This is a genomic window from Paenibacillus sp. FSL P4-0176 (assembly GCF_037975265.1).
GTDB lineage: Bacteria > Bacillota > Bacilli > Paenibacillales > Paenibacillaceae > Paenibacillus > Paenibacillus amylolyticus.
Window position 1 is genome coordinate 2,292,074 of the sequence record NZ_CP150242.1, and the last position, 26,760, is coordinate 2,318,833.

The 26,760-nt window shown below is 43.3% G+C and carries 17 protein-coding genes; 10 read left to right on the plus strand and 7 right to left on the minus strand.

The features are described 5' to 3' along the window. Positions 1-76: 76 nt before the first annotated feature. A complete protein-coding gene (locus MKY95_RS10690) occupies positions 77-8,101 on the plus strand; it encodes an immunoglobulin-like domain-containing protein (RefSeq protein ID WP_338708298.1) in 8,025 nt (2,674 codons plus the stop codon). A gap of 95 nt (positions 8,102-8,196) precedes the next feature. On the opposite strand, the gene MKY95_RS10695 is transcribed toward MKY95_RS10690, so the two are convergent. Next, positions 8,197-8,727: a hypothetical protein gene (locus MKY95_RS10695; RefSeq protein WP_051447139.1), complete on the minus strand. Its 531-nt coding sequence runs from the start codon at positions 8,725-8,727 to the stop codon at positions 8,197-8,199. A gap of 208 nt (positions 8,728-8,935) precedes the next feature. Between MKY95_RS10695 and MKY95_RS10700 the strand changes: the two genes are divergently transcribed. Beyond that, on the plus strand, positions 8,936-9,604 hold the full coding sequence (locus tag MKY95_RS10700; RefSeq protein WP_036609801.1) for a Type 1 glutamine amidotransferase-like domain-containing protein: 669 nt from the start codon (positions 8,936-8,938) through the stop codon (positions 9,602-9,604). 232 nt (positions 9,605-9,836) lie between these two features. On the opposite strand, the gene MKY95_RS10705 is transcribed toward MKY95_RS10700, so the two are convergent. Together MKY95_RS10705 and MKY95_RS10710 are read right to left on the minus strand one after the other, a co-directional pair. Next, complete coding sequence (locus tag MKY95_RS10705) at positions 9,837-10,775, minus strand: FAD:protein FMN transferase (protein ID WP_036609799.1); 939 nt, start codon at positions 10,773-10,775, stop codon at positions 9,837-9,839. 9 nt (positions 10,776-10,784) lie between these two features. Continuing rightward, positions 10,785-11,714 carry a LysR family transcriptional regulator gene (locus MKY95_RS10710; protein WP_036609797.1) on the minus strand — a complete coding sequence of 310 codons (930 nt, stop codon included), beginning with the start codon at positions 11,712-11,714 and terminating at the stop codon, positions 10,785-10,787. 180 nt (positions 11,715-11,894) lie between these two features. On the opposite strand from MKY95_RS10710, the gene MKY95_RS10715 reads away from it, so the two are divergent. Together MKY95_RS10715 and MKY95_RS10720 are read left to right on the plus strand one after the other, a co-directional pair. Beyond that, a complete protein-coding gene (locus MKY95_RS10715) occupies positions 11,895-12,509 on the plus strand; it encodes an NADPH-dependent FMN reductase (protein ID WP_036609795.1) in 615 nt (204 codons plus the stop codon). 13 nt (positions 12,510-12,522) lie between these two features. Further along, entirely contained in the window at positions 12,523-14,949 is a 2,427-nt protein-coding gene (locus tag MKY95_RS10720) for a flavocytochrome c (protein WP_339198686.1), read from the plus strand. A 139-nt stretch (positions 14,950-15,088) separates the two neighbouring features. Here the strand turns inward: MKY95_RS10720 and MKY95_RS10725 are convergent, their stop codons facing one another. After that, positions 15,089-16,504, minus strand: coding sequence for a PLP-dependent aminotransferase family protein (locus MKY95_RS10725; protein ID WP_036609791.1), 1,416 nt, complete (start codon positions 16,502-16,504; stop codon positions 15,089-15,091). Between the two features lie 152 nt (positions 16,505-16,656). On the opposite strand from MKY95_RS10725, the gene MKY95_RS10730 reads away from it, so the two are divergent. The 4 genes from MKY95_RS10730 to MKY95_RS10745 all read left to right on the plus strand — a co-directional run bounded on the left by MKY95_RS10730 (position 16,657) and on the right by MKY95_RS10745 (position 21,009). Then, positions 16,657-17,706 carry an LLM class oxidoreductase gene (locus MKY95_RS10730; RefSeq protein WP_081745922.1) on the plus strand — a complete coding sequence of 350 codons (1,050 nt, stop codon included), beginning with the start codon at positions 16,657-16,659 and terminating at the stop codon, positions 17,704-17,706. Between the two features lie 463 nt (positions 17,707-18,169). After that, positions 18,170-18,979: an alpha/beta hydrolase gene (locus MKY95_RS10735; protein ID WP_076318378.1), complete on the plus strand. Its 810-nt coding sequence runs from the start codon at positions 18,170-18,172 to the stop codon at positions 18,977-18,979. Positions 18,980-19,025: 46 nt separating this feature from the next. Beyond that, complete coding sequence (locus tag MKY95_RS10740) at positions 19,026-19,547, plus strand: MarR family winged helix-turn-helix transcriptional regulator (RefSeq protein WP_036609787.1); 522 nt, start codon at positions 19,026-19,028, stop codon at positions 19,545-19,547. 112 nt (positions 19,548-19,659) lie between these two features. Continuing rightward, entirely contained in the window at positions 19,660-21,009 is a 1,350-nt protein-coding gene (locus tag MKY95_RS10745) for an FAD-binding oxidoreductase (RefSeq protein WP_076318379.1), read from the plus strand. Positions 21,010-21,181: 172 nt separating this feature from the next. Here the strand turns inward: MKY95_RS10745 and MKY95_RS10750 are convergent, their stop codons facing one another. From MKY95_RS10750 to MKY95_RS10760, 3 genes are all read right to left on the minus strand, one after another. Next, entirely contained in the window at positions 21,182-21,478 is a 297-nt protein-coding gene (locus MKY95_RS10750; RefSeq protein ID WP_036609783.1) for a putative quinol monooxygenase, read from the minus strand. Between the two features lie 64 nt (positions 21,479-21,542). Then, complete coding sequence (locus MKY95_RS10755) at positions 21,543-22,193, minus strand: nitroreductase family protein (RefSeq protein WP_036670026.1); 651 nt, start codon at positions 22,191-22,193, stop codon at positions 21,543-21,545. A gap of 27 nt (positions 22,194-22,220) precedes the next feature. Beyond that, positions 22,221-22,640: a MarR family transcriptional regulator gene (locus MKY95_RS10760; protein WP_036609779.1), complete on the minus strand. Its 420-nt coding sequence runs from the start codon at positions 22,638-22,640 to the stop codon at positions 22,221-22,223. A 421-nt stretch (positions 22,641-23,061) separates the two neighbouring features. Here MKY95_RS10760 and MKY95_RS10765 point away from each other — a divergent pair, with 421 nt between their 5' ends. Together MKY95_RS10765 and MKY95_RS10770 are read left to right on the plus strand one after the other, a co-directional pair. Continuing rightward, positions 23,062-25,083 (plus strand): AraC family transcriptional regulator, encoded by a 2,022-nt coding sequence (locus MKY95_RS10765; protein WP_076318380.1) that lies wholly within the window; start codon positions 23,062-23,064, stop codon positions 25,081-25,083. A 51-nt stretch (positions 25,084-25,134) separates the two neighbouring features. Next, positions 25,135-26,736, plus strand: coding sequence for an AraC family transcriptional regulator (locus tag MKY95_RS10770; RefSeq protein ID WP_076318381.1), 1,602 nt, complete (start codon positions 25,135-25,137; stop codon positions 26,734-26,736). Positions 26,737-26,760: the final 24 nt, after the last annotated feature.

The following is a 26,760-nucleotide window of genomic DNA, read 5'->3' on the forward strand; positions in this document are numbered from 1 at the left end:
GTGAGAGATATGGGTTGTATGCTTCTGAAAATTAATCGAAGGGAAGAATGCTATGCGGAAGCAAATTACAATCCTAATGTTAGTTTTACTTATGACCTTCAGTAGCTGGTTTAATCTTGTTCTGCCATTTAGCAATCAAGCTTCAGCGGACACAATAACACCAACGATGTTGGCGCATTATCCATTGCTTGAGGATGTACAGGATATATCAGGTAATGAAAAGCATGGAACGGCCGTAGGAGACATTACTTACACCGATGGTCTCACTTTACCTGGGGGAACAGATAGTAATACAAACTACGTTCAGCTTCCTACTGGTTTGTTTGATAATCAAGAAAATACAACGATATCTGTATGGATCAAGAGCAACACTGGAAGTGGGAACTACTCAGCATTATTCTACGGTACTCCAGCAGCTGGCAATAACTTGCCAACGAATTACTGGATGTTTAATCCATCGAATCCAAGTGGTGATTTTAAGTCAGTATTTACGAATAACAATAATGTTGACCAGCCTTGGACGACTGAGGTAGGGGTATCAGGCACTTCTACGTCACAGTACGAAGGTCAATGGGTTCACTATACGACGGTCATTACAGAACGCTCTATTACAGGTTACATTAACGGTGTAAGTATAGGCACGACCGCCAAAGAGAAAACAACAGCAAGTTTTGGTACTGATTTGCATGCTTACATCGGTCGCTCCAATTATTTAGGGGATGCTACTTTTGCAGGCAGCTTTCAAGATTTAAGAATTTACGGAGAGGCACTAGATAATGAAGATATCGCTGTAGTATATGAACAATCGTTTAATGAAAAGCAAATACAACAAGGCAAAATAGAGCTAACGTTAGGTGATATATCGGCAGTTACAGAATCTCTTGAACTGCCTACTCAAGATAAGAATGGCGCAATGATCTCATGGACTTCTAGTGATGAGAGTGCGATTAGTGCAACCGGGGAAGTGTTCTTACGAGAAATGGAGCAACAAGTGACGTTAACTGCAACCATTTCTTTAGGTGGAAGCCAGGCAACGAAGGAGTTTATTGTTACCTTACTACCTAAGGATGACTCTATTGAGCAGATTGCCGTTAAGAATGTCTTGCTTAATGAACCTACATTTATTTTATCAGCGGGGGACAGCGAGATATTAGTAGCTACTATTTCACCTTCAAATGCAACAAATAAAAGAGTTATCTGGGCATCTAGTGACTCCAGTGTAGCGATTGTCAATTCAACGGGTAAAGTTACAGCTGTTAGTGAAGGTACAGCCACAATTACGGTACAGACTGAAGATGGAGAGTTTACAGCTACATCAGCCGTTACCGTTAAGGGAAAATCGCTAAAAGATGATCTTATTCTTCATTACAACATGAAGACGACTGAAGAAGTAGACGGTCAACTCGTACTGAAGGATGTTGCCAACAAGGCAGTTACATTTGACGGAATATTTAGAAATCCAAACAATGGACAATTCATTTCAAACAGTGAGGTTGGCTTTGTTTCCTTCAATGGTGGAAGCTCTATATCTATTAGTGGGCATGTTGAGATTCCTAAGGGCTCAAATGGACTAGATCTACTACACGGTCTGAATGAGATTACAGTATCTTCAATCGTGAACTGGACGAATGATGGGACGAATCGCTGGATCTTCGGTTTGGGTACTGTATTAACACCAGAAACGAACAAATATTTCTTCGTAACACCACGTCACGGTAGTGGATCAGGTAATATGATTGCCACAGGTATCTCTAAAAATGGCTGGCCGAACGAAGCATTAGTTACAGGTAGCGCAAACTCAAACCTTATCGGTGGGCAGTGGAAGCATGTAACGGTGTCCTTGTCCGAAGCTAGCAATAGGATAACGTTATTCGTGGATGGAGCTAAGGTTGCTTCGGGTAATGCAAAGGGACTAAAGCTGTCAGAAATTATTAATCCGGATGCTACTTTCTCTGGCTTTATCGGTAAATCAATCTTCTCAAACGATCCATACCTTCAAGGTAGCGTAGCTGATTTTCGAGTATATGATCGCGCGTTGACAGACCAAGAAGTAGGCGAGTTATATCAACAAGAAGGAGCAACTCACATCTCAAAAATACGTCAGCTGACTGTTGATGATGCAGCGAATCAACTCAACATCAGTCGTTACTTAGGTGAAGGCGATAAAAGCACCGATAAGATAACAAGAAACGTTACATTACCGACAAGCGGTAAAAACGGCGTGAGCATTACTTGGAGTTCCAGTCATCCTACTGTCATTTCTAACCATGGCACTGTACAACGTCCAGCTGTTCAAGCAGATAATGTTCAGGCAGAGCTTACGGCTACTTTAACGTATCAAGGAGTATCAACTACAGCTGTATTCCCTGTTACGATCTTGAAGCAATTCGATGATCAGCAGAAGGTTGATCTGGACGCTGAACAAATAGAGATCTACAATGCTGAGAACGTTAAAGGTAACTTACGTCTTGTTGCTACAGGTGAACAAGGCTCCACAATTACATGGGTATCTAGCAGACCGGCAGTTGTGAAAGGAACGGCTGAAGCGGCTGGTAACGCTACACAGCTAGGCTGGGTAAGCCGTCAAGCTATGGATACGCCCGTTACGCTAATAGCTACAATTACGAATGGTGCAGCTTCTAAACAGCTTACGTTTAACGTTACGATTAAACAAGCAACTGCGCCAGTGCAGCATGATGCTTACTTTTTTGCGTACTTTACAGGTGAATATGAGGGTGGTGAAGAGATATCCTTCGCTACAGCTGAAGATCCATTGTTCTGGAAAGGGTTGAATAACGGTAAGTCGATCCTTCAATCTGATATGGGTGAAAAAGGACTTCGGGATCCATTCGTTATACGGTCTCCAGAAGGGGATAAATTCTATATGCTGGCAACCGATTTGAAGATGGGTGAAAGTACAAATTTCGACCAAGCTCAAATTACGGGTAGTCATTACATGATGATTTGGGAGTCGGAGGATCTCGTTCATTGGAGCGAGCAACGTATGATCGAGGTTGCTCCTAAGACTGGAGGAAATACGTGGGCACCAGAAGCTATCTATGATCCAGTAACTGGAGAGTATATCGTATTTTGGGCATCATCGATGAAAAACACAGAGACATATGGTGATTATAACGGAAGACCTGCAGGTCAGTACAATGTGATGTACTACGCAACAACAAGAGACTTCTACAACTTCTCTGAGCCAAAGGTCATGATTGATGAGTCACTTCCGACAATTGATACGACGTTTATTGAGCATAATGATATGTTGTACCGATTCACCAAATCAGAAGTGAATACTAAAGTGTATGTGGAGAAAGCACCAACTTTTTATTATGACAAGGACGGTATTGCAGCAAACGGCCTTCAATACGACGCTGTTCCGGGTACACGTGATAATAAACTTGGCTTGATCGGAAATAATGGAAACAACGAAGGGCAGACGATTTTTAAAGATAATAATAAAGACAAATGGTATCTGTTCCTTGATTCATGGCCATATCATGTTCGATATACAACAGATCTGGATAGTAGCACGCAATATCTGAACAATGTATTAAGTAGTGATAAATATGCACTGCCGCCAGGACCACGACACGGGACGGTAATTCCAATCTCACGTGCAGAGTATTATGCTTTGCAAGAGAAGTATGCATGGAAAGGTCCGGCACCATCAACAGACCCGGTTGTACATTACTCATTCGATGCAAATACAGTGAATGGTACAACGGTGAATGATATTTCTGGCAACGGTCATCACGCAACACTAGTAGGTGGAGCAACGATCAATGAAGAGGATCGCATTGGTAAAACGGGTGGTGCACTAGAGCTTAATGGATCAACAGGATATGTGAAGCTGCCAGATAACTTGATTCAATCCTTGAATCTTGAGAAGGCTACGTTCTCTACATGGGTTCAAATGGACAGAAATCAAGCAAATCAAAGAATATTTGATTTTGCTTCCGACACAGGCAGACAGGTTAACCGCAACACCATGTACTTGAGCACACAAGGTGATACAGGTAGTCTAGAGTTTGCTGTGGTAACACCTTTTACAGAGAAATTTAGCAATGACAGCACGCGACTGGGATCAGAATATAAATATGCGGTGAGAAATTCCGGGTTATTACCAACGAAGACTTGGCAGCATGTTGCAATTACAATGGATGAATTTGATGCCGTATTGTATGTGAATGGTCAAGAGGTTAAACGTAGCTCGACATTTAACGTTGAGCCGAGAATGTTACTGGAAACAACGATGAATTATATTGGTAAATCGAGAAACAGCTCTCATAGTTTATTTGATGGTAAATTTGATGATTTCCGTATTTATAATCGTGCATTATCCGTTGAAGAGATTGCAACATTAGCTGATGAAGACGTTACTCCTCCAGTAGAGCAGCCATCTGGGGCAGAGCTCATTCTTCACTACAACATGGATGATATTGATGGTGCAACGGTTATTGACCAAACAGGAAACTTCAATGGAAAATGGATGAATCCGTCTAAAGCAGAATGGATTCGTACACAAGATGCTGGTGTACTAAGCTTTACTGGTGGCACAACTAACTCTTATGTAGAACTGCCACAAGGAGTTCTCGATGGATTAACGGATATGACCGTTTCATCCATTGTGAACTGGAGCGGTAAAAACGCTGCCGAGTGGTTATATGCATTAGGAAGACCAGACAATAATACGCACTATACGTACTTCACACCACGTTATAACGCTAACGGTCTAGCTCGCCTTGGTATCGCGACGAATGCTTGGAATAATGAGTCTTCAACTTCTACCACAGGCTTAAAGAATAATGAATGGAAAGTCGTTACGACTGTTGTTTCAGGCACGGATGGTACACTAACGCTTTATATCGATGGTGTTGCTGTTGCATCAGGCTCAACGAATGGAATGACACTAGAACAAATAAAAAATACTTCAGGCAGTAGTGGAACCATCGGTAAGTCATTCTATACAGCTGATCCATACTTCGGCGGGTTGATTGCAGACTTCCAAATCTATGATGGTGCTATGACTGCGGCAGATATTACATCACTTAAGGCTCATGCAGATCAGAAGATTGCTTTGATGGCGGGCATGCTTGTATCGGCTGCGACAGAGAAATTAACGATTCATGATCTTCTTGCTTCTAATGCATCAAAAGATGCGATTATAAGCAATGTAACATTGCCAACATCAGGTGCTTATGGCACAACAATAAGCTGGACTTCAGATAAGGGGAATGTCATCTCAACTACAGGTGTCGTAACTAGACCAGCTAACGCAACAGGTGATCAAGTTGTAACGTTAACAGCAGTATTTACAGATGGTACAGAGACAGTTAACAAAACTTTTCAGTTGACGGTTAAGGCATTGCCAAACGATGTCACTTCTGTAGATGAAGCAAAAGCAGCACTAGTCGTTCATAACATTAATGATGTAAGAGGTCATATATCATTACCAACATCTGGACTATATGGAACAACGATTACTTGGGCTTCTGCTCAACCAAACGTTGTTTCAGTTACTGGAGAAGTAAAACGTCCGGCACACGGTAGTGGAAATGTAGACGTGAAGCTTACAGCTACGATTACATTAAATTCAGCATCCACTACGAAGGAATTCATTGCGAAGGTGAAGGAATTGCCTGCTGATGAAAAATATGCGGGATACTTTTTCACATATTTCACTGGAGAAGGTACCGCAACAGGGGAGCAAGTATACTTTGCACTAAGTAACGGTAATGATCCGTTGAACTGGCGAGAATTGAATAATGGTAAACCTGTATTGACCTCTACCTTAGGGGAGAAGGGGGTACGTGATCCGTTCATTATTCGTTCGCCTGAAGGTGATAAGTTCTACATGATCGCTACCGATCTGAAAATTAACGGCAATGGTAACTGGGGCAGAGCACACACATGGGGCAGTCGTTCCATTATGGTTTGGGAATCGAATGATCTAGTCAATTGGACAGATCAACGCATGGTAGAGGTTGCACCGGAAGAAGCGGGTAATACATGGGCACCAGAAATTATGTACGACAACACAACAGGTGAATATATCGTATTTTGGGCATCAAGAATGTTTGATGACGCATCCCATACAGGCGATGCTTATCAAAAAATGATGTATAGCAAGACAAGAGATTTCTATACGTTTACTGAACCGCAAGTATATTTGGATTATGGATATTCAATCATTGACACAACGATGATTGAGCATGAAGGAAAAGTGTATCGCTTTACGAAAGATGAGCAAAACAACGGAGCTTCTGCTCCATTTGGCAAGATGATCTTCCAAGAGGTGGGTGACTCGATCTTAGATCCAACCTTCAAGATGATTAATCAAGGCGTTGGTAACATCAAATGGGTTGAGGGTCCAACGATCTTCAAATCGAATACAGATGAAAAATGGTATTTATTCGTAGATGAGTTTGGTGGAAGAGGTTATGTTCCATTCGAGACAACAAATCTTGCATCAGATGTCTGGACATTATCTTCTAACTACAACTTACCAGCTAGTCCGCGTCACGGAACGGTAATTCCAATTACACAAAGTGAGTATGATGCACTCAACGGGAAGAACGTACCCGTTAGCGGAATTAGCTTGGACAAAACGACGTTGTCCATCGTAGAAGGTCAATCAGGGCAATTGACAGCTACGGTAACACCAGCTAATGCAACGAAAAAAGCAGTAACATGGAGCTCTAGCAATACAGCTGTAGCGACTGTAAGTGCGACAGGTCAAGTAACAGCGGTGGCACCAGGAACAGCAAGGATTACAGTAACTACAGTGGATGGTGGTTTATCATCAAGCGCTACGGTAACGGTAACACCATTGGTTGATGGAACACCACAAGCACCAAACAGTGGTAATGGAAATGGTGGCGTTGACGGTAACATTCCTGCACCTACAGTACCAACAGCTCCAGGTGGAAATGAGCCAGTGGTCATAGACAACGGCCAAATAAACATTAAACCAGTTGTAAATGAGAGCGGTACTTCTGAAGTGAAGTTAAGTGCGGATACAATGAAGCGTGCGCTTGATCAAACGACAGGCGGTAAGTTACACATGCAAGTTGAAGCTGATGCAAGCTTGAACGGGCTAACGATGGAGCTCGCAGTAGATGCGCGCTTAACAAGTGGATCTTCTACGGTAGATCGCATCGAGATCAACATAGGCTCTGCAGTTGTAACAGTGGCAACCGAACTGCTTGGAACAGGAACAAGTGCAGGGAAAACGTTAGGATTGTCGATTAAGAAAATTGCAGCTAATCAACTGCCAGCTGGCGCACAAGCTCAGCTGAACGGTGAGGTCGTATACGATATCGAGCTAACGATTGATGGTAAGAAACTTACACAGTTTGATGGCAGAGATGATCTCGTGATTGAATTGCCATACACACTAAAGGCTAACGAAAATCCAAACAACGTCGTAGTATACGATGTGAAGGACAACGGAGAGCTAAGAGTCGTGACGAATGGTAAATACAATGCAGCGACAGGAAAAGTAGAGTTCAAGCCAACGTATCTGAGCAAGTATACGGTAGCGTATGTTGCAACGAGCTTTAAGGATGTGACTCAAGACTGGGCGAAGGATGCGATCTCAGCATTGGGGGCAAGAGGCATTGTGAAGGGTGTAGGTGACGGCGAGTTTAATCCGAATGGTCAAGTGACAAGAGCAGAATTCATCACCATGCTGATGAAGTTGTTTGAGCTATCGGATGAGAGCGCAACGACAAGCTTTAGTGATGTGAAGCAAGGAGAATGGTACCATGGAAATATCGCAACCGCGCAGAAGCTGGGGATTGTGAACGGGAAACCAGATGGACGATTCGGAGTTCATGAGAACATTACGCGAGAAGATATGGCGGTTATGGTATACAAGGCGATCCAAATTAAGCAACTAGCGTTAGCAAGTGGTGAAGCTACAGCCTTCAAGGATGAAGCAAACATCGCAAGTTATGCGAAGCAAGCGGTAGAGGCAATACAGGGAGCAGGCATAATAAACGGTGTAGGTAACGATGAGTTTGCACCGAAAAAGAATGCTAGCCGTGCAGAAGCAGCAGTGATGATCTATAATTTGTTGGGTTTGATGTAGACACATTAAGTATAGAGCAACGCCATCACATTACGTGATGGCGTTTTTATTTGGAATACTGGGGAACTCAGTGTACAAGGAAGAGTTTTTGTTGTCTATTCAGAGGTACGCGCTTTTTGCCTTGTCTCAATTAATTTGAATACGTCATCCACGTCGAGGGAAAACATCATGCTCTTGCTCGTTATCGGCTGGAAGTGGAATTCCAGCTTTTCTTTGCCGAATTGCTTCTCTAACTCCGTCCACTGCTCCGTTGACAATAATAGAAATGCCAACGTGTCACTGCCCAGGGATTCCATAAACCATCGAATCTGATATTGGGGAGCGATCATCTCCTCCATAGCCCGAACGGCACTGTCCCGATCAGTCCAATCATCGGCGAACGGAATCGTCAGCGTACGCTCGTCCGAACTTAACACGATATCGACGCCCCTTGGTTTGTCGATTTGGATAATTTTACACTGAATTTGGTGAGATTCCGGCAGTTGGCCGTTAAAGTAATGGATGATATCTCCCTCGTCTTCTCTCCAATCAATCCAGATTAACGACTCGTACTCTAAAAACTGTTCTATGACGTCTTCATCGGACGAATGTTTCAAGACATGGATAATCGGTTGAAGCGTACTCATTGTCATCCCATCCCTTATATAAAGTTGATATATACTCTATATTATCCTATAAGATGATCAGTTCTGAATAGGGCAACAGACATACTGCTTTTCGGAAATAGAACTACTCTCATCTTTCAATTCGATGTTATGATAATGGAGAGTTGTCTTTTAAGTTTAATTTTTAAAAATAGGAGCATGTCAATTATACATATGGAGGTAATAACGTTTGAGTACTCACTATTATTTCAGTTGGTTTAATGATTTTTTTCCAGAAAAGCTGGTCGGGCGGTTACATGAGGATATCACAGATAGAAAATCGCTTGTGATGATAAGCGCTAAGCCTTCTGATTATGAAGGAGAGCAAGTGAACTTTGAGGATATTACGGAATGGACTTGGTTAACGCAGGCTAACCTTAGTTTTGATGAATATCACTTCATTGATTATCGTATGCAGAAAGAAGAGGCTCATCAGTTGATTCGGAACGCTTCTGTCATTTTTATGTGTGGAGGATATCCTGTTCAGCAGCACGAGTTTTTGGCGGAATATGAACTATCCGATATTATTAAGAACAGTAACGCCGTTATCCTCGGTGCAAGTGCCGGTGCATTAAATATGGCTGCAAAATGGATATCTTCGGCTGATACTAATCCTAAGGATGAAACAACTACGTTTTATGAGGGTCTGAGCTTTAATCATTTTGCCTATGAATCTCATGCTAGACGCGACTACAGCACGTTTGTTAAAGGATACCTGTTTCCACTATCTGAACAGATGAATGTTTATGCGGCAGAGCAGGAGAGTGCTATTCGTGTAAAGGATGGTAAAATGGATATCTTAGGCCCTGTATATTTAATTTCTGAATCTAAAATTCAGAAATTGATGGAAACGCTCTGATATACATACGGTTTGTAAACAGCTGCAGAGAATGAGCATTTTTAGACCGCCTTCAATGGCGGTTTTTTTAGCTTTAAAGGTTTTGGATGCTCCTAGGGAATCAAAAAAATCTGGGTATAACAGCGATAGGAAAGTTATTCTGTCATCTGAGTGACCTGTGTAAAAAGGAAAAATTAGCTTGTTGCCTCTACCATCTTTTTCGGAAATGTAGCCAATCAACAATCTCATAACTTTACCCTGATATCGGATGGATTTTTCCCCTAAGATTATCGGTATAGGCCAGATTTCCATCCGTCGTGATTACGGCAGCCTCGATATCCTTCATATTATTAACTTTATGAATAATGGAGACCGCATCTAACCCAAATAATTCTGTAGTATATATATCGCAGTCGAGCGATCTATCCGCAATAATCGTTAAAGAAGCGATATTACTTTCGATTGGATAGCCTGTTCCGCTGTTAAATATATGATGGTACTGACCCCCTTTCTTCTCTAAAACTCTCTCGTATATTCCTGATGTAACGACGGATTGCTCCCGTATACTAACGAGTGCTGCTGCATTTCCTCTAGGTAAAAAGGGATTTTGAATTCCAACCTTCCAGTGACTGGACCCGGTGGGAGAATCGCCATGAACCAAAACATTGCCGCCCATATCGACCATAGCTGATGCAGCTCCGTTTTTCTTGAAAAATGACATAACTTGATCAGCAAAATAACCTTTAGCGATCGCTCCAAGGTCGATTTCCATGCCTTTTTTGAATAAATGGACCGTTTGTAGCTCATCGTCAAGCTGTATATGCTCCGGATTCAAGAGCTCCAGCACCGCTTTAATCTCGGTATCCTCCGGCACATGTGCCTCGCGAAAACCAATTCTCCACAATTTGATCAAAGGCCCTATCGCAATATTTAAAAATGAATCTTTTTTCAGGCTGTGTTCTTTGCCTATCTTAATAAGATCATACAGTTCCTTGTCTACTCTAAGCGGATGTGATGTGGCTTCTTTTTTTAGCATGGCAAGCTGCGATTGCTCACTGTTGGCACTGAACACTTGTTCATAATGGACAAGCATATTCACGGCTTCCTCGGCAAGCTCTTCAGCATCTGTCCCCTCGATATAGAGGGATATGTTCGTTCCCATAAGTGGTATCGTTCTCGTAAAAGGTTTCATGATAGCCTCCTATATTGCACATTGTTGTCCGTGATTGAGAAAAGTATGGATGAGGTCATGATCCACGCTATGCAGCTTTTTTTCTCCATGATGGGCTATAAAATAATCCAGACTCATCTTCTCTACAGGGATTGGATAGATGTTGTATTCCGAAGGGCACTCCTTGATATGGATACTTTCAGGCACAAAGGTCAGACCTAAATTATGCTTTGCCAGCTTCAGTACCGTGTAGATTTCATTGCTCTCCATAACGATATTAGGCTGCACCTTGTAGACACTGAGCAATTGATCAATCTGTTTTCGGATTGCCGAACCTTTGGACGTTAGAATAAGCTTTTGATTCAAAATGGTGCTGATCTCAATCGTGCCCTCCGGGATGACTGCAACATTCTCTTGATATAATTCGCAGCAACGCGGAATGATGGCCTGGTAACTGTGCCTGCCCCAGTTAAACGAGTTCAAGTTAGGGGAGATACTGCTTGAATTTTGCCCGATCCAGAAGTCCAGCTCATTATTTTGGAGACGTTTCTCATTTTTTTCAGGTAAATCCTCGACAAGATTAATTTTATAAGCAGGATGAAGCTCGAGAAAATCTGGTAAAAAAAGGGGCGTTAAGTACACACCAAGGCTCGGAAGAATGCCGATCCGTATCACCTTATTGCCAATATCCGATACATATGAGATTTCCCTAATAAGCTTGGCGTAGCTGTTTTCGAGTGAAGTTAAGTATTGATAATATATTTTCCCCTGCTCGGTTAATCGGTACGGAAGTTTGTTGCGAGTGATTAGCTCACAGCCCAACTCAATTTCGATTTTTTTGATAACCTTTGTGAGGTAGGGCTGAGATATGTAAAGGGATTGTGCGGCCCTGCTATAGTTGCTGTATTTTAATAGGCTGTCAATGTAACACAAGATATCTTGAGATTCTAACTTAGACATGTTCCTCACCCCTTGTGAAAAAAGTAACAAACTTTTAATTTGAGGTGATTATAACAAATTAGTTATCAAACTGCAATGAATAACTATTAGATCATTTGAGCTTTGATATGTTAGAGTTAGGCCGAAAGATTGAGCCTGACAGTTACGAACATCATCTCGAATGACAGAGAGGGGATTACGATGAACTATTTAGCTATCGTGGGCACGAATTCGGATGTGTCAACGAACCGGACGCTACTTCAATTTATGCAAAAGCATTTTGCTAGTGAGGCCCAGATTAACTTGTTTGAAATTAAGGATTTGCCTGCTTTTATTGAAAAAGATGAATTAGAGGATGCTGAAGTTGATATTCCTGTGAAGGTACAAGACTTATTAGATCAAATCTCTAAAGCGAATGGTGTCATTATCGCTACTCCTGAGTATGATCATGCGATCCCTGCCGTGTTGAAAAGTGCGCTGGAATGGATCAGTTACACGACTCAAACCTTGAAAGACAAGCCTGTACTGATTGTGGGTGCTTCACATGGTGCACTCGGTTCTTCCAGGGCACAAGCGCATCTTAGACAAATCCTGGACTCACCTGAGCTTGGTGCGAGAATGATGCCTAGTAGCGAGTTTCTTTTGGGAAAATCACAGAGTGCATTTGATAGCAGTGGTAATCTCATTGACGCTGACAAAGTAGCGGAGCTTGACGAAATCTTCAATGAGTTTATTTTGTTTACTGAGATCACTACGGAACTGTTATCAAAAAGGACGTTGAAGAAAAAAACGAAAAAATTTTCCTGGCAAGAGTAGGGGGCCAATCACAATGAAAATCATAGCGATCGTTGGCACAAATGCAAAGAAATCGTATAATCGCAAGCTGCTTCAATTCATACAAAAGCATTTTGAGTCCAGAGCAGCCATTGAAATCCTCGATATTACAGATGTTCCGATGTTTAATCAGTCCGATAACCAAACAAACAGTGCAATTATACAATCGTTTAATGAAAAAATTATGGCAAGTGATGGTGTCATTATTGCGACTCCAGAATATAACCATTCCATCCCTTCATCCCTTAAAAGCCTGCTGGAATGGTTGAGCTTTGAAATCCATCCGCTGGCTGGAAAACCCGTGATGATCATAGGTGCGTCACAGGGAACACAAGGTTCCTCGCGTGCACAGCTGCATCTTCGTCAAATCCTGGATGCACCAGGTGTCGAAGCTAACGTGATGCCAGGGTATGAGTTTTTGCTTGGAAGTGCACATAAAGCATTTGACGAATCAGGTAACCTGAACAATGAAGGAACGATCGATTTCCTGGAAACATGTTTCCTGCGGTTCCTTCTGTTTGCCAAAATTTCAAATCAGCTCAACGAAGAAGAGGAGTTTACCTATAGACCCGGTGTGTATAAGATCAATGCCATAGGTCACAGTGGCAATCTGCCGATGAAGGTTTCCTTTAGTGAAAATAGAATTGAAAGTATCGATATCGATTCGAAGGGTGAAACCGAAGGCATCGCGGATGTTGTTTTTATAAGAATTCCGAATAAAATCATTGAGGGACAGACGCTGAATGTAGATGCTCTCTCAGGTGCTTCTGAAACCAGTAATGCTGTCATCAATGGTGTAGCCAAAGCGGTTAAGCTTGCCGGAGTTAACCCGGATATTCTGAAAAGACGTCCAAAACCTGCTAGCAGCCAGATGAAAGATGACGAAGAATACACTTGCGATGTGGTCGTTGTAGGTGGAGGTGGCGCAGGACTCAGTGCTGCTGCTACAGCTTTACAACAAGGAGCAAGTGTGATTGTACTTGAGAAATATCCTGCTGTTGGGGGAAATACGATCCGCTCAGGTGGTCCTGTCAATGCTGCAGATCCTGTATGGCAACAACAGTTCACTGAGAATCCAGGGGAAAGACAGACGATTGAGAATTTATTAAATACCGATGAGAGCTTGATCCATCCAGAATATGTAGATGATTTTCATGCACTCAAAGAAGAGTTTACTGCGTATCAGGATAAGTTCGGCACAGAAAAGGCTTATTTATTCGACTCCCCACTTCTTCACAGAATGCAAACGTATTTTGGGGGCAAACGTGCAGACCTGAATGGGAGCATGATCTATGGACAATACGATCTGGTCAAAGTACTTACAGACCGTGCCTTGGAAAGTGTGCAATGGCTTGAGGAAATCGGTGTTGAATACGATAAAAGCATCGTGTTTGCTCCAGTGGGTGCCCTTTGGCGCCGTGGTCATAAACCTGTGAAAAGTTATGGCTCTGCATTTATCATTGCACTTAGCAAATATGTAGAAGAGAATAAGGGGAAAATTATTACAGATAGCCCGGTCAAACAACTGATCATCGAAGATGGAGAAATAACAGGTGTCATCGCAACCGGAGTTAACGGACAGAAAATTACTATTCATGCAAAAGCGGTTGTTCTTGCTAGTGGCGGTTTTGGTGCAAATACTCAGATGCTCAAGGAATATAACACATACTGGAGCCATATTGACGATGATATCAAAACAACAAATTCCTATGCGATGACTGGTGATGGAATATCGCTTGGTAAGAGTGCAGGAGCAGCACTGACAGGCATGGGCTTCACTCAAATGATGCCGGTAGCCGATCCGGATACGGGCGAACTCTTCAGTGGACTGCAAGTACCTCCTGAAAACTTTGTCATTGTTAACAAAAAGGGAGAACGATTTGTTAATGAATTCTCTGGAAGAGATGTCTTAACCAAAGCTGCTATCGAGCAGGGAAGTTTATTTTACCTGATCGCGGATGACGAGATCAAGAAAACCGCAGCGAACACAAGCCAGGAAAAGATAGACCGTCAAGTCGAAGCAGGTACCTTGTTCAGAGCCGACACCATAGAAGAATTGGCAGTGAAAATCAATATGGACCCTGAAGTTCTTAGAAATACGATTGATAAGTATAACTTATATGTGGATGCGGGCTTTGATCCGGAGTTCCATAAGGATACGTTTAGCTTAAAAGTCGAACAAGCTCCATTTTATGCCACACCTAGAAAACCGGCGGTTCACCATACCATGGGCGGAATTAAGATCGACACCCAAACCCGCGTATTGGATGAAAACGGTCAGCCGATTGCACATCTGTATGCCGCTGGGGAAGTTGCAGGAGGTATACATGCAGGCAACCGTTTAGGCGGTAATGCCTTGACGGATATATTTACTTTCGGACGTATCGCTGGTAAGACTGCTGTTGATGAGATGAATGATTAGAATGTAAAATAAGAAATATAGATCACTCCAGGTTTCCCATATGTAAAGAACCCGCTTAACACAAGGATTTTCGAGTGTTAAGCGGGTTTTTTCGATGTGGAAATGGTTTGGTTTTGTGGTCGTGGTAATACGAATGTTCTCAGACCCCAAACCAAGCCCGGTGAAGGGCATATACACCTTCTGTAATATCCTCAATACTCAATCCACCAAAACCAATCTGAACCATGGATTGCTCCGCTTGAGCTGGTTGCGCCCAAAAGGGGGATACCGGGTAGACCTGAACACCTTCCTTCTCAGCAGTAGCAATCAGCTTGTGTTCATCCATTCCGTTATGTACACGCAACAAAATATGAAGTCCTGCATCCTCACCAATGATGGTAACTTGAGCACCCATCATCTTCTGAATCATTGAAATAAGTGTGAATTGCTTCTGTCGATATACCTTCCTCATCTTGCGAATGTGGGCTTCCCAATGTCCATTACTCATAAACAGCTCTAAGGTGTTCTGCTGAAAATGAGAGACCGTTTGATCATATAATCGGTAGTCTTGTTTACGGTGTAGCTCTACCATGGCATGTGGTAGAACCATATACGCAATACGTAATGAAGGAAGAAGGCACTTTGAAAATGTCCCCAGGTAAACGGTTCGCTGTTGAGTATCCAGGCTTTGCAGGGAAGGTATCGGTTTGCCGACATATCTGAACTCACTATCATAATCGTCCTCAATAATGATCCCATTCTGATCTGTTGCCCATTTCAGTAATTGCATTCTCTTGGCCAGCGGCATGACCATTCCATAGGGGAACTGATGTGACGGTGTAATGTAGACGATGCGGGAATTGCTTTTGTATAACTTATGGATATGAAGTCCATCTGCTTCCAGCGGAATCGGGTGAATGTTTAGACCTTTATGTTGAAAAACCGTCCGAACACCGTCATATCCCGGGTCTTCCATCGCGATACCATGACTAACGTTACCTATTAATCCAGATAACACACCGAGCAGGTATTGAACACCAGCTCCAATTATAATTTGATCAGGTGAACAATTTACTCCCCTAGAGCTGTGCAGGTAATTTGCAATTTCAGATCGAAGTCCCGGTTCTCCAAGAGGATCGCCATAAGAGAACAACTTCATTTGGTTCTGGAGCAAGCTCTGATTGGATAACTTGCGCCAAGTAGCAAATGGAAAATGCTCAGCATCTACGTCACCATAACGAAAATTGTATCGAATCTCAGGGCTATCCTGAATACTGTTTTCCAACCAATTTTTACTCACTACATGGGACAGGGGCAATGCTTCCAGCTTCAAATCCATTATGTATAAGCCACTCCTTGGCCTGCTCTGGACATAACCTTCGGCTAATAACTGTTGATAGGCCATATCGACTGTATTACGGCTAATGTGGAGGTGGCTGGATAGTGAACGAATAGAGGGAAGACGACTATCGGCTGGTAACTTTCCGTTCAAAATATCTTTCTTAATATAGTGATAAAGCTGAGCGTATAACGGATCTCCAGACTCTCTGTTCAACAATAATGTCAAATCAATCATGCTAATCCTCCTCGTTGCCAGAACTGACCCTATGATTTTGTTGAGAGTTGTCACTACTTATGGGGTCAATCGATGGTTACAATTATATCAGTTCCGGTCGAATTGAAAAGATATCAGTGCACTGGATTACTATTGTTGTAGGAGGAGAAGGAATGAACAAACCTATAGATGTTATGGAACGAATAGAAAATCCGTCAACAAAAGCGGTGGAAAACTTCAATCAACACCCTGGTTTCCGCCGTATGTTTGCCCCAGACCAATTAACAATAGGGCTGTTCTTACCATTTAAATTCTATAAAGGACACATGGATGTTCTAAAAGGTCAAGCTGACCTCGTGGAAAGCATTGATCAATGCAATTTTGCAGCCGTATGGGTGCGAGATGTCCCTTTATTTGATCCCGGCTTTGGAGATGCTGGACAAGTATTTGACCCATTTGTCTATCTAGCCTATCTTGCTGCAAGAACCAAAAACGTCTCCCTAGTAACAGGAAGCGCGATCTTCACGCTTCGCCATCCGATTGATTTAGCCAAGGCAGCTACATCCATTGATGTACTCTCGGGCGGACGACTTGTGTTAGGGATTGCTTCTGGCGACCGACCTGCTGAGTTTCCGGCATATGGGATAGATGGGGAGCATCGTGATGTGCGATTCCGGGAGACGGTGGAGTTTTTCCGTGAGCTTATACAGGATAGAACTGGCGCAATTCAATCTTCTCTTGGTCAATTGAAAGGGCTTGAATTACTCCCGAAACCAGCAGCTGGTGGTATTCCGCTCGTTGTGACAGGCTCAAGCAGGCAGTCTTTAGATTGGATTGCGAAGAACAGTGACGGCTGGCTTACGTATCCCGAAGCAACGGCAAACGAATCTGGTCCTCAGATGCTTGCCCATAAGATTAGTGCCTGGCGTGAAAAAATACCTAATGGCATGTTCAAGCCGCATATGACCAACGAATGGATTGATCTTGTGGAAGATGTCAATTATCCGCGAACACCGCTTCGTGGCGGGTACATATTACGTACAGGTCGGGCAGGTTTAATTCAGCTTTTGGAGGAATGGCGAACAGTCGGCGTTAATCATGCTGCACTAGGCATTCATTTTTCGAGTCGGCCTCCTGCTGAGGTGATTCAGGAGTTAGCAGAGGAAGTATTGCCGCTCTTTCCCACACATGTGGGTCCGAAGCCGTTGTTTACAGGGTGGTAGAGCATAAAATTATTGCCTGATGACACAGATGGCTTTTCTCCGCATTTCTGTTAATGATCAGAAGAGGATCGATCCGCTGACAGCGGTAAGGTCAGGGGTTCGATCCCCTAGGTACCATAACGAAAAAGACGTCATTACGAAATATATTTTGGCGTTTTTTTTCGTTATGGATTGTTCAGGTAGCGAATGCGTAGCTTAGTCCGCGTGCGTGCATGAAGCTGTAAATCGACTCGATACAGCAGATCAGGGATGATGCCAAAGGTATGACATATTTTTATGTAAACGCTTTAATTAAATATAGACAAGGGATGCCGACGGTGATAATATTGTTTCTGTAAGAAACTATATTGTTCTTATCAAATATAATTATAAGGACTTCATTCTTAAGTACACGAATAACGCCCTGTGCTAAAGAATTTTAATTGTTTGGTGCTTGAGCGTAACGAGAGGGATGGGAAATATTATGAGTATAATTGAAACAACAATCGAATCTTTTGACGGTACTCGGCTATATTCTAGTAAAAATTTAGTTAGTGATGCAAAAGCCGCTGTCGTTATTGTACACGGACTAGCTGAGCATGCAGGGCGCTACGATTATTTGACAGAGAAGCTGAATCAGCGCGGGTTTAGGGTATATCGGTTTGACCATCGTGGTCATGCCAGATCCGAGGGACAACGTACGTTTTATAAAGAGTTTGATCATCTTATTGAAGATGTTCATGTCATTATCGATTCGGCATTGCAAGAGAGCGGCGATCTTCCGCTGTTTGTGATCGGGCATAGTATGGGCGGTTTTGCAACTTCATCCTTTGGAACGAAATATCCAGGCAAGGTCAAGGGCATCGTACTATCCGGAGCGCTCACTCGTTACAATACAAAAGTTGCCGGAGAACTGCCGATGGAACTTCCTACAGGCACGTATTTCCCGAATGAGCTGGGCAGCGGCGTATGTAGTGATCCCGCAGTTGTATCCGCTTACGCCAATGACCCACTGGTTGAAAAACAGATCTCTGTAGATTTATTTAATAGTCTGGGAAATGGAATAACATGGCTCAAGGAGAACGCCAAGCAGTTTACAGATCCCGTGCTTGTACTGCATGGGGCCAATGATGGACTGGTCAGCGAAAAGGATTCCCGTGACTTTTACGGCGATATCGCTTCAACGGATAAAACACTCAAAATTTATGCTCATCTGATGCATGAAATATTTAATGAACCGACTCGTGATGATGTTATTGAAGAAGCAATTACATGGATTGAAAAACGGATCTGATTTCAGTAGAGTAAGAGAGAGAATCTGAATATGAAAGGGATTACGCATGAAATTAGATTGGATGGGCGACCATCGGGAACTGATTGAGAAAATTATCAAATACGGTAATGCGTACTCAAACACGTATAAGCTGCAGCGAAGTTATGGTACAGACATGATGTTCTCGGCTTCACAGATTCAGACGCTGGAATACATTCTGGAAGCCGAGGACAAGGAAGAAAAGATGTCGGAGATGGCCGCACGCCTGGGCGTAAGCCGCAGTACATTTTCCAAGAACGTGAAGAATCTGACGGAAAAAGGTCTACTCGAAAAATTTCATTTAAGCGGCAACCGCAAAGACATTTACGTCAAACCTTCTGAGAAAGGTCGCGAGGTATATGCGAAGTATACCGAATTTGTAAGGGAACTTTGCTTTGATGAGATTTTCAAGTATGCAGATCAGATTTCAGAAGCGGATAAGCAGAACTTTGTTCGCATCATGGATCTGTTTGCCGACGTGCTCGTCTGGTATGGTGAAAAAGAACAGGAAGCGCGCAAGTTAATCAGAATTGATTCCTCTGAAACATGAACCTTGAAATTAAGGGCAACAGCCCATTCCCTCCGCGAATGTCCGTCATACAGTATAAAGTGCTTGATGCAGCAGAGGCTGTAGGACAATTATTCAGCAGGGAGTGGGACGTGTGAAATCATCAACAAAGCTTACCGGACGGGTTATTTATAAAGGAGATCCGGGATATGAAGCGGCGCGCAAGAACTGGGACCCGCATACCGACAAATATCCTAAAGTTTTTGTTTTTGCCCAAAAGACGAAAGATGTATCCAACGCTATCCGATGGGCTCGTGAAAATAATGTACCGATCAGGCCGCGGAGCGGCAGACATGCGCTTGAAGTGAATCTTTCCCAGGTTAACGGTGGAATTGTCATTGATGTAAGTGATCTGAATTCCATCAAACTTGATAAAAAAAATGGAACCGTTGTTGTGGGTACGGGTAACCGAGTAGGGAGAATTGCGAATACCCTTGCCAAACAAGGATTCATAGCTCCTTTTGGTGACAGCCCTACTGTAGGGATCGGTGGAATTACGTTAGGTGGGGGAATTGGGCCTCTCCAGCGTACCATCGGTCTCATCAGTGATAACCTGCTTGAGGTAGAGATGGTGGACGCCAAAGGAAAAGTGATTCGGGCTAATAAAAATCGTAATTCGGATCTCTTTTGGGCCTCGCGGGGAGGAGGCGGCGGTAACTTCGGAGTATACACCCGTTACAAATTCAAAGTGCGCCGGGCTCCAGCGAAGGCGACTGTATTTAAAATCACCTGGCCATGGGCTCAATTCGAAAAGGTGCTCAAAGTATGGCAGAGGTGGGCTCCCTCTGTGGATACAAGACTGGGCAGCGAGTTGTCCATCGGACCGAAAAAGGGTGGCAATGTTGTCATGGAGGGGCTGTTCCTAGGGTCAAAAACAGAGGCACTCCGTCTATTGCAGCCGATTACGAGTGTTGGCACACCGACAAGTTCCATTGTTCGTTTGTTACCTTACACGGAAGTTGTGAAGTTTTTATTACAACCTGATCCGACCGAGACTCAACGGTATAGCAACCAGTTCTCGTCCGGTTTTGGACGAAAACCATTCCCCGACAAAGCCATTAAATCGATGCGAACATTTTTGGAGAACCTGGAAGAGGGGCCAGGCGGATTCTATTTCCTCAACTGGGGCGGAGCAGTAAGTCGCAAATCACCTAGATCAACCGCCTTCTTCTGGCGTAAAGAGAAGTTCTATGTGGAATGGACCAGTACGTGGCTCAAACCATCCCATGCCGCCAAAAATATCGCACTCGCTCGTAATACTCGCAAGAAATTGCAACCATACATTGTGGGTTCCTATATCAACGTTCCAGACCAAGGGATCAAAAATTCCGGTCCAGTGTACTATGGAGCCAACTATGCCAGACTGCGGAGAGTCAAAGCCAAGTATGACCCGAAAAATGTGTTTAACAATCCGCAAAGCATTACTCCGGCTCGGATAGTGTAGTCCATGTTCACTTGTTTAATACCTCTTCAATGAGTGAAGAAAACACGCCTTAATTGGCGTGTTTTTTGTTGAAGTGAACTTATTTTCAAAAGGAAACTAAAAAGCCGCCCTCGGTCATATGACCAAGAGCGGCTTCTTCACATGTTAAATACGCACGGCAGTTAAAGCGCTGTTAAGCTTTAACTTGTTCTCCAGCAAAGACTTCAACGTTCATTGGAGCGGCCATGAATGCTGCTGCTTGTTGAACAAAAGCTTGGAAATGCGCGCTTGTGTTGTGGGAAGCTGTAGCAGCTTCATCTTTCCACAGCTCGATCATCGTGTATTGTTGTTCGCGTTCTGTGCTTTTCGCCAAATCGTAGCTGATGTTACCTTCTTCTTGACGTGTAGCAGCCATCAGTTCTTTCGCAGCTGCGAGGAATGCTTGCTCTTGGTCCGGTTTAACTTGCAGATGAGCGTGAATGATAATCATAATGTATAACCTCCATATTGTGTTTGTTTGGAATGTGTTAAGAAAGGGGAAACCGTCCCTGATATTATGCCCAAGTTGTGATTGTTTCTACAGGCAGGCGGTAGGATGGGTGACCTTCTTTGGCCGATTTACCGATCGAGATCAACATAACCGCTTGATAACGCTCTTTGTCCATGCCAAATGCTTCTGCGATTTGGTCTTTTTCGTAACCACCGATTGGGTTAGTATCATAACCGTGAGCACGTGCTACAAGCATTAATTGCATGGAAGCAAGTCCAGCGTCGATCATATTAACTTCGCGAATAGCGGAAGCAGGCATATTTTCATAATAAGGCAATACTTTTGATAGTTGCATATCTTTAACTTCTTGTGGCATATAACCGAGTTCTACAGCTTTACCAAAAATTTCTTCCATATGTTCCGCGTTTTTCATGTCAATGAATACCCCAATGACTGCGGAGGAAGTCAACACTTGATTTTGATTGAATCTCGCAAGTGGAGCAAGCTTTTCTTTACCTTCAGTCGTATCTACAACCAGAAAACGCCAAGGCTGCAAATTGATCGAAGATGGTGCACGGGAAGCTTCTGACAGAATTTCAGTCATTTCTTCACGGCTAATTTTCACTTCAGGATCGTAAAGTTTAACAGAACGACGACCGTAGGTGATTTCGTTAAAATCATTGGTTTTTTGGAATTTGCTTTGAATTGTACTCATGCATGGATCTCTCCTCTATATATGGGTTTAGAAATTGTTCTGCATACGTTCCAGGAAATCGGCGAGTGATTGAACTTCGTCTTCACTGAAATCCTGTAAAATCTGGTTGATAAAATTGGTCTTCTCAGCTTTGTAGCCTTCAATCTGCTTCCGACCGTGGTCCGTCAAACGAACAAAAGTGACCCGATTATCATCGGGATTCTTACGTCTTGTAACCATCAGGTCCGCCTCAAGCTGTTTCAAGTGGCGTGTAATCGCAGCACTATCAATGTTAATGATTTTCTGCAGCATGGATTGGTTAATCTCATCGACCTGATCCAGCTCATGCAGAATTTCAAAGCGAGAGGAACTGATACCTGTACAGCGTTCGAACTTGGGACTGAGTTTGTTACCCAACACGTTCAACAGATTAATGATTTGTTCTTCTTTGGAAACAATACGTGTCATGACTAGACCTCCCGGGTGAATCTGAATCATGAACAACGGCGTATGTTAACCAATGATTAATGTTGCAGTATACAATGCCATTGCCTAATGATTATTTGGATGCTCTCGAATCATTGATGTATCAATATTTGATGCGTCAATCATTGATGGCTCAATTAATATATCATGCCTTTTATGATTTTGCAACAGGTTAGAAAATGTTGCTGATTCTAGCGTTATTATCCCGCTACGTATACATTGCAGTCCAAATATGTTGTCCAAATGGATAAGTTAATATTGATTGTGCATGTTATTGAGAATTGTTATCAATTGATTTATAATGAAATGAAATATACATACTGAGCGAAAATTACAGGCTCTTCATAAAGAATAGCAAGAAGGTATGTCGATGTAATATGGCGGGAGGGAAAGTACAGCGGATATGAATTTGAATGATCACATCAGGTTGTGGAATCATGCTTTTGTCAAAATACTGGATGTACGCCAAAACGCTTTGCATCCTGGGGAGAAGTTGAAGAATTATCAACTACCAGCAAGTACCTATTTATATATCACCGACGGAAGTGCACGGATACGAATGGATCAACACAGATACATCGTGGAGGGATTCCACATCATTCATGGTGGCAAGCAGGCGTATTTAAACATGGAGACGGATTCGGGCGTGGCGTATTATATGATTTTGTACAAAGCCATCCTAGCCTTGCCCTGTGGGATGGAAATTCAGTGTCTGATGGACCATGAACGTCCGTTTCAGGACCAATATGCACTTGTACCAACCCGTCCACTACATATGTATCAGTGTATGGAGGAATTGAAGCAGGAGTGGGAGCAGTCTACCAAGCTTGCAAAGTTACATGCCAAAACCTTATTTCATCAATGGGTATATCTTTTATTGACAGACTTACACGAACAATCCATTCAGCCACATAAACCGGATACGGTCACACAGGCTATTGAATATATGAATGCTCATCTCCATGAGCCCATAGCTCTTGACGTAATGGCAGAAGCAATGGAATGCAGTGTGGGGCACTTGTCGAGGCTGTTCAAACAAAAGTTAAACATCAGTCCCATCCAGTATCTTGGACAGATTCGAATGGAGAGGGCCGCACATCTTCTGGTGCATACCAGTGCTACGCTGCAACAGATTGCAGAACAGATCGGCTATCCGGATGCACATTCACTGAGCCGCAGGTTCAAAAAAATAAAAGGCCTTTCTCCAATTCGCTACAAAAAAGGAGTAAGCCAACGGTTAAACAAGTCGAAACAGCCAATGGTATTGAACAACAAGCAAGATTTGCCCAGTGTAATGCAAGAAAATGCCCTTCTTTCGTTACATTCCCATCTATATAATGATATTGATTATCAATATCAAAAGAATGTTGGAGGGGAATCAATAATGCAAGGAAAATTCAAAATGACAGCACTAAGCATGATGTTGTGTCTCACGCTATTGCTCACGGCCTGTTCCAGTCCAGCACCGTCTGCAAGTGGTACGCAAACAGAGACCAATGCGGCTACTACACAATCGGGTAACCAGGCAACGGAGGCAGGGAAATCGACTGCACAGCCGGAGACGCGGACCGTCTCTACAATGAGGGGAGATGTGGTAATCCCGGCCAATCCGCAGCGTGTTGCTTCAGATCAATATATGGGGTACCTGCTGAAACTGGGCATAGTACCGGTTGGTGTAAGAACATTTATGCTGAACGAAGGATGGATTGAAAAGTCTGGCATTGCTGCTGATGTTATAGCGGGTATTGAGGATTTGGGAGGAGAGTTCCCAATGAATCTGGAGAAGTTAGTGTCACTTGAGCCGGATCTCATCATCGGTTCCATTGATAAAAATATTGAGGATTACGAAAAAATTGCAACGACCGTCTTTTTACCTTATTGGGAAGGCGATAAAACTTCTGGTCCACTGGAAAAGCTGCGCCGGATTGCTGGTGTTTTTGGAAAAGAGAAGGAAGCAGAGCAATGGATCACGACATATGAAGAGAATATCGAAGAGACTAAGAAGCAGATTGATGGTGTAATTAAAGAAGGCGAGACTGTATCCATCATACAAATAGGGTACAAAGCGTTGTATGTACTTGGTGCAGAAGGCGGGAACTATGGTAGTTCCACGATCTATGAGATGCTGAAACTGCCTCCAACTCAGCAAGCACTCGAAATGAAGGATGGATTCGAGACGATCTCCCTTGAAGTACTGCCTGAGTATATGGGAGATCATATCTTCTTATATGGTTCGGGTAGTGAGGACGCCAAAGAGATCCTGAACAGCGAGGTTTGGAAACGTCTGCCTGCTGTGCAGAAAGGACAAGTCTACACCTATGGTTCCTTGGATGGTACAGAGGATGAGTTCGTCATGGAAGATCCCTATTCACTGGAGTTGCAGTTGGATAGTATAAAGAATTTACTATTGGGAGCTGAAAAATAGAGTGTAATCAGTTCACATAGAATCGGATCAGAACAGGGAGGGGACGTGAGCATGGAGGAAAATGATTGGATCAAACAACTGGAGCAACTACATTTCTCTGCTGTCCACGTCTGCCATTACTCTAGCAATCCGGGGGCTGTTCAGCGTCGGATCTGGAAAAGGTTCGCCATTTGCAGGGTCATCGCGGGCAAGGGATCTTTGTCTATGGATAACATTGTACATACGGTATCTCAAGACGAGTGGTTTTTGTTGACGCCAGGAATGCATGTGGAGTTTCAGACGGATATGGAAGCACCTGTCCGATATCAGATCATTTTATTTTCCTGTGTTACACTTACCCGGCGTAAGAATGCTTGGCATACCGAGGCATTTGATCTCCCTGTGACGGGCAAGCTTAATGTTCCTTCCAATACACGTGATATTCAGGAGATGATGGATACCCTGGTGAGTGGAAAACACTCGTTTACGAGTCTGGAAAAGACGCGCAGGAAACATCTTTTGCATCAGTTGTTGATTCAGTTAATGATGCACGTGAATGAAGCAACACCCCCTGTAGCGGGGATGGATTTGGCACTTGATTATATGACGCATCAGTATATGGAAGACATTCGAATTGATCAGATGGCCCGCGTGGCAGGGCTTAGTGTGAATCATTTTATAAGAACATTCAAACGGCAATTAAACATGACTCCGATTGAATATATATTGAAACTACGTATGGCAAAGGCCAAGCAGCTGTTATTTTCTTCAGATAAAATCAAGGATATTGCAGAGCAAGTGGGTTATAAGGACGAGCACTATTTCAGCAGAGTCTTCAAGAAAAATGAAGGAATCGCCCCAACGTTGTATATGAAAAATAAAGTGAATCGCATTGCCACCTTGTATTACGGGTTGGACGATTATGTGATAACGCTTGGTTTGAGGCCAGTATCCGCTTTATCCTATGGTCATAGGGTGGCTCGACATGTTGCCATACCTGCGCTTCAAGCACACAGTCATCAGGGACTTATTCTGGATAGCTTCAATCAGAACTATGATGATTTGAGGCGAGTCCAACCGGACCTGATCATTACAAGTGATCGTTTGGAGCCAAATGACTCCCTGCATCGTATCGCGCCTACCACCATGCTGGAGCACACCAACCATTTTGGGGAGAGGCTTCTGTATATGGCGGACATTATGGGCCGCACCGAACAGGCCGTACAGTGGATAGAACAACATGCTGAACTGAGCCGGGTTCTTCGAGGGCGCATTCAATCGAGGTGGGGGAAACAGAGTGTCATGTTCATCCGGGTGACTTCTCATTTCTACCGAATGTATGGATTGAACAACCAGACAGGGGCCCTGTTGTATGATGATCTGGGATTTTATTTGCCTCGTGATTTTCCGGAACAACAGTGGGCTGTAGAGAGTAAAGTTTGCGATTTGCAGTTATACGACGCGGATCATGTGTTTGTAATGGTCGATCCCACAGAAGAGGCACGTGCTCAACTGAGGCAATTGCAGCAATCCAGTGCATGGTTGGCATTAAAGGCTGTTCAAGTAGGCCATGTATATAATGCAGGAGATATTTTCTTCAAAACGCTGGGTCCCACCGGACGCATGTGGGCCATGCGATATGTGGCAGAGCAACTTGGGGTTACCTTACGGTGATATTGTGCAAGAGAAGAGAGTGGA

Excerpts from the sequence above, each read along its gene's own strand:
- MKY95_RS10690 (WP_338708298.1), top strand. The coding sequence starts at position 77 with ATGTTAGTTTTACTTATGACCTTCAGTAGCTGGTTTAATCTTGTTCTG.
- MKY95_RS10695 (WP_051447139.1), bottom strand. The coding sequence starts at position 8,727 with ATGAGTACGCTTCAACCGATTATCCATGTCTTGAAACATTCGTCCGAT.
- MKY95_RS10705 (WP_036609799.1), bottom strand. The coding sequence starts at position 10,775 with ATGAAACCTTTTACGAGAACGATACCACTTATGGGAACGAACATATCC.
- MKY95_RS10710 (WP_036609797.1), bottom strand. The coding sequence starts at position 11,714 with ATGTCTAAGTTAGAATCTCAAGATATCTTGTGTTACATTGACAGCCTA.
- MKY95_RS10715 (WP_036609795.1), top strand. The coding sequence starts at position 11,895 with ATGAACTATTTAGCTATCGTGGGCACGAATTCGGATGTGTCAACGAAC.
- MKY95_RS10720 (WP_339198686.1), top strand. The coding sequence starts at position 12,523 with ATGAAAATCATAGCGATCGTTGGCACAAATGCAAAGAAATCGTATAAT.
- MKY95_RS10725 (WP_036609791.1), bottom strand. The coding sequence starts at position 16,504 with ATGATTGATTTGACATTATTGTTGAACAGAGAGTCTGGAGATCCGTTA.
- MKY95_RS10730 (WP_081745922.1), top strand. The coding sequence starts at position 16,657 with ATGAACAAACCTATAGATGTTATGGAACGAATAGAAAATCCGTCAACA.
- MKY95_RS10735 (WP_076318378.1), top strand. The coding sequence starts at position 18,170 with ATGAGTATAATTGAAACAACAATCGAATCTTTTGACGGTACTCGGCTA.
- MKY95_RS10740 (WP_036609787.1), top strand. The coding sequence starts at position 19,026 with ATGAAATTAGATTGGATGGGCGACCATCGGGAACTGATTGAGAAAATT.
- MKY95_RS10750 (WP_036609783.1), bottom strand. The coding sequence starts at position 21,478 with ATGATTATCATTCACGCTCATCTGCAAGTTAAACCGGACCAAGAGCAA.
- MKY95_RS10755 (WP_036670026.1), bottom strand. The coding sequence starts at position 22,193 with ATGAGTACAATTCAAAGCAAATTCCAAAAAACCAATGATTTTAACGAA.
- MKY95_RS10760 (WP_036609779.1), bottom strand. The coding sequence starts at position 22,640 with ATGACACGTATTGTTTCCAAAGAAGAACAAATCATTAATCTGTTGAAC.
- MKY95_RS10765 (WP_076318380.1), top strand. The coding sequence starts at position 23,062 with ATGAATTTGAATGATCACATCAGGTTGTGGAATCATGCTTTTGTCAAA.
- MKY95_RS10770 (WP_076318381.1), top strand. The coding sequence starts at position 25,135 with ATGGAGGAAAATGATTGGATCAAACAACTGGAGCAACTACATTTCTCT.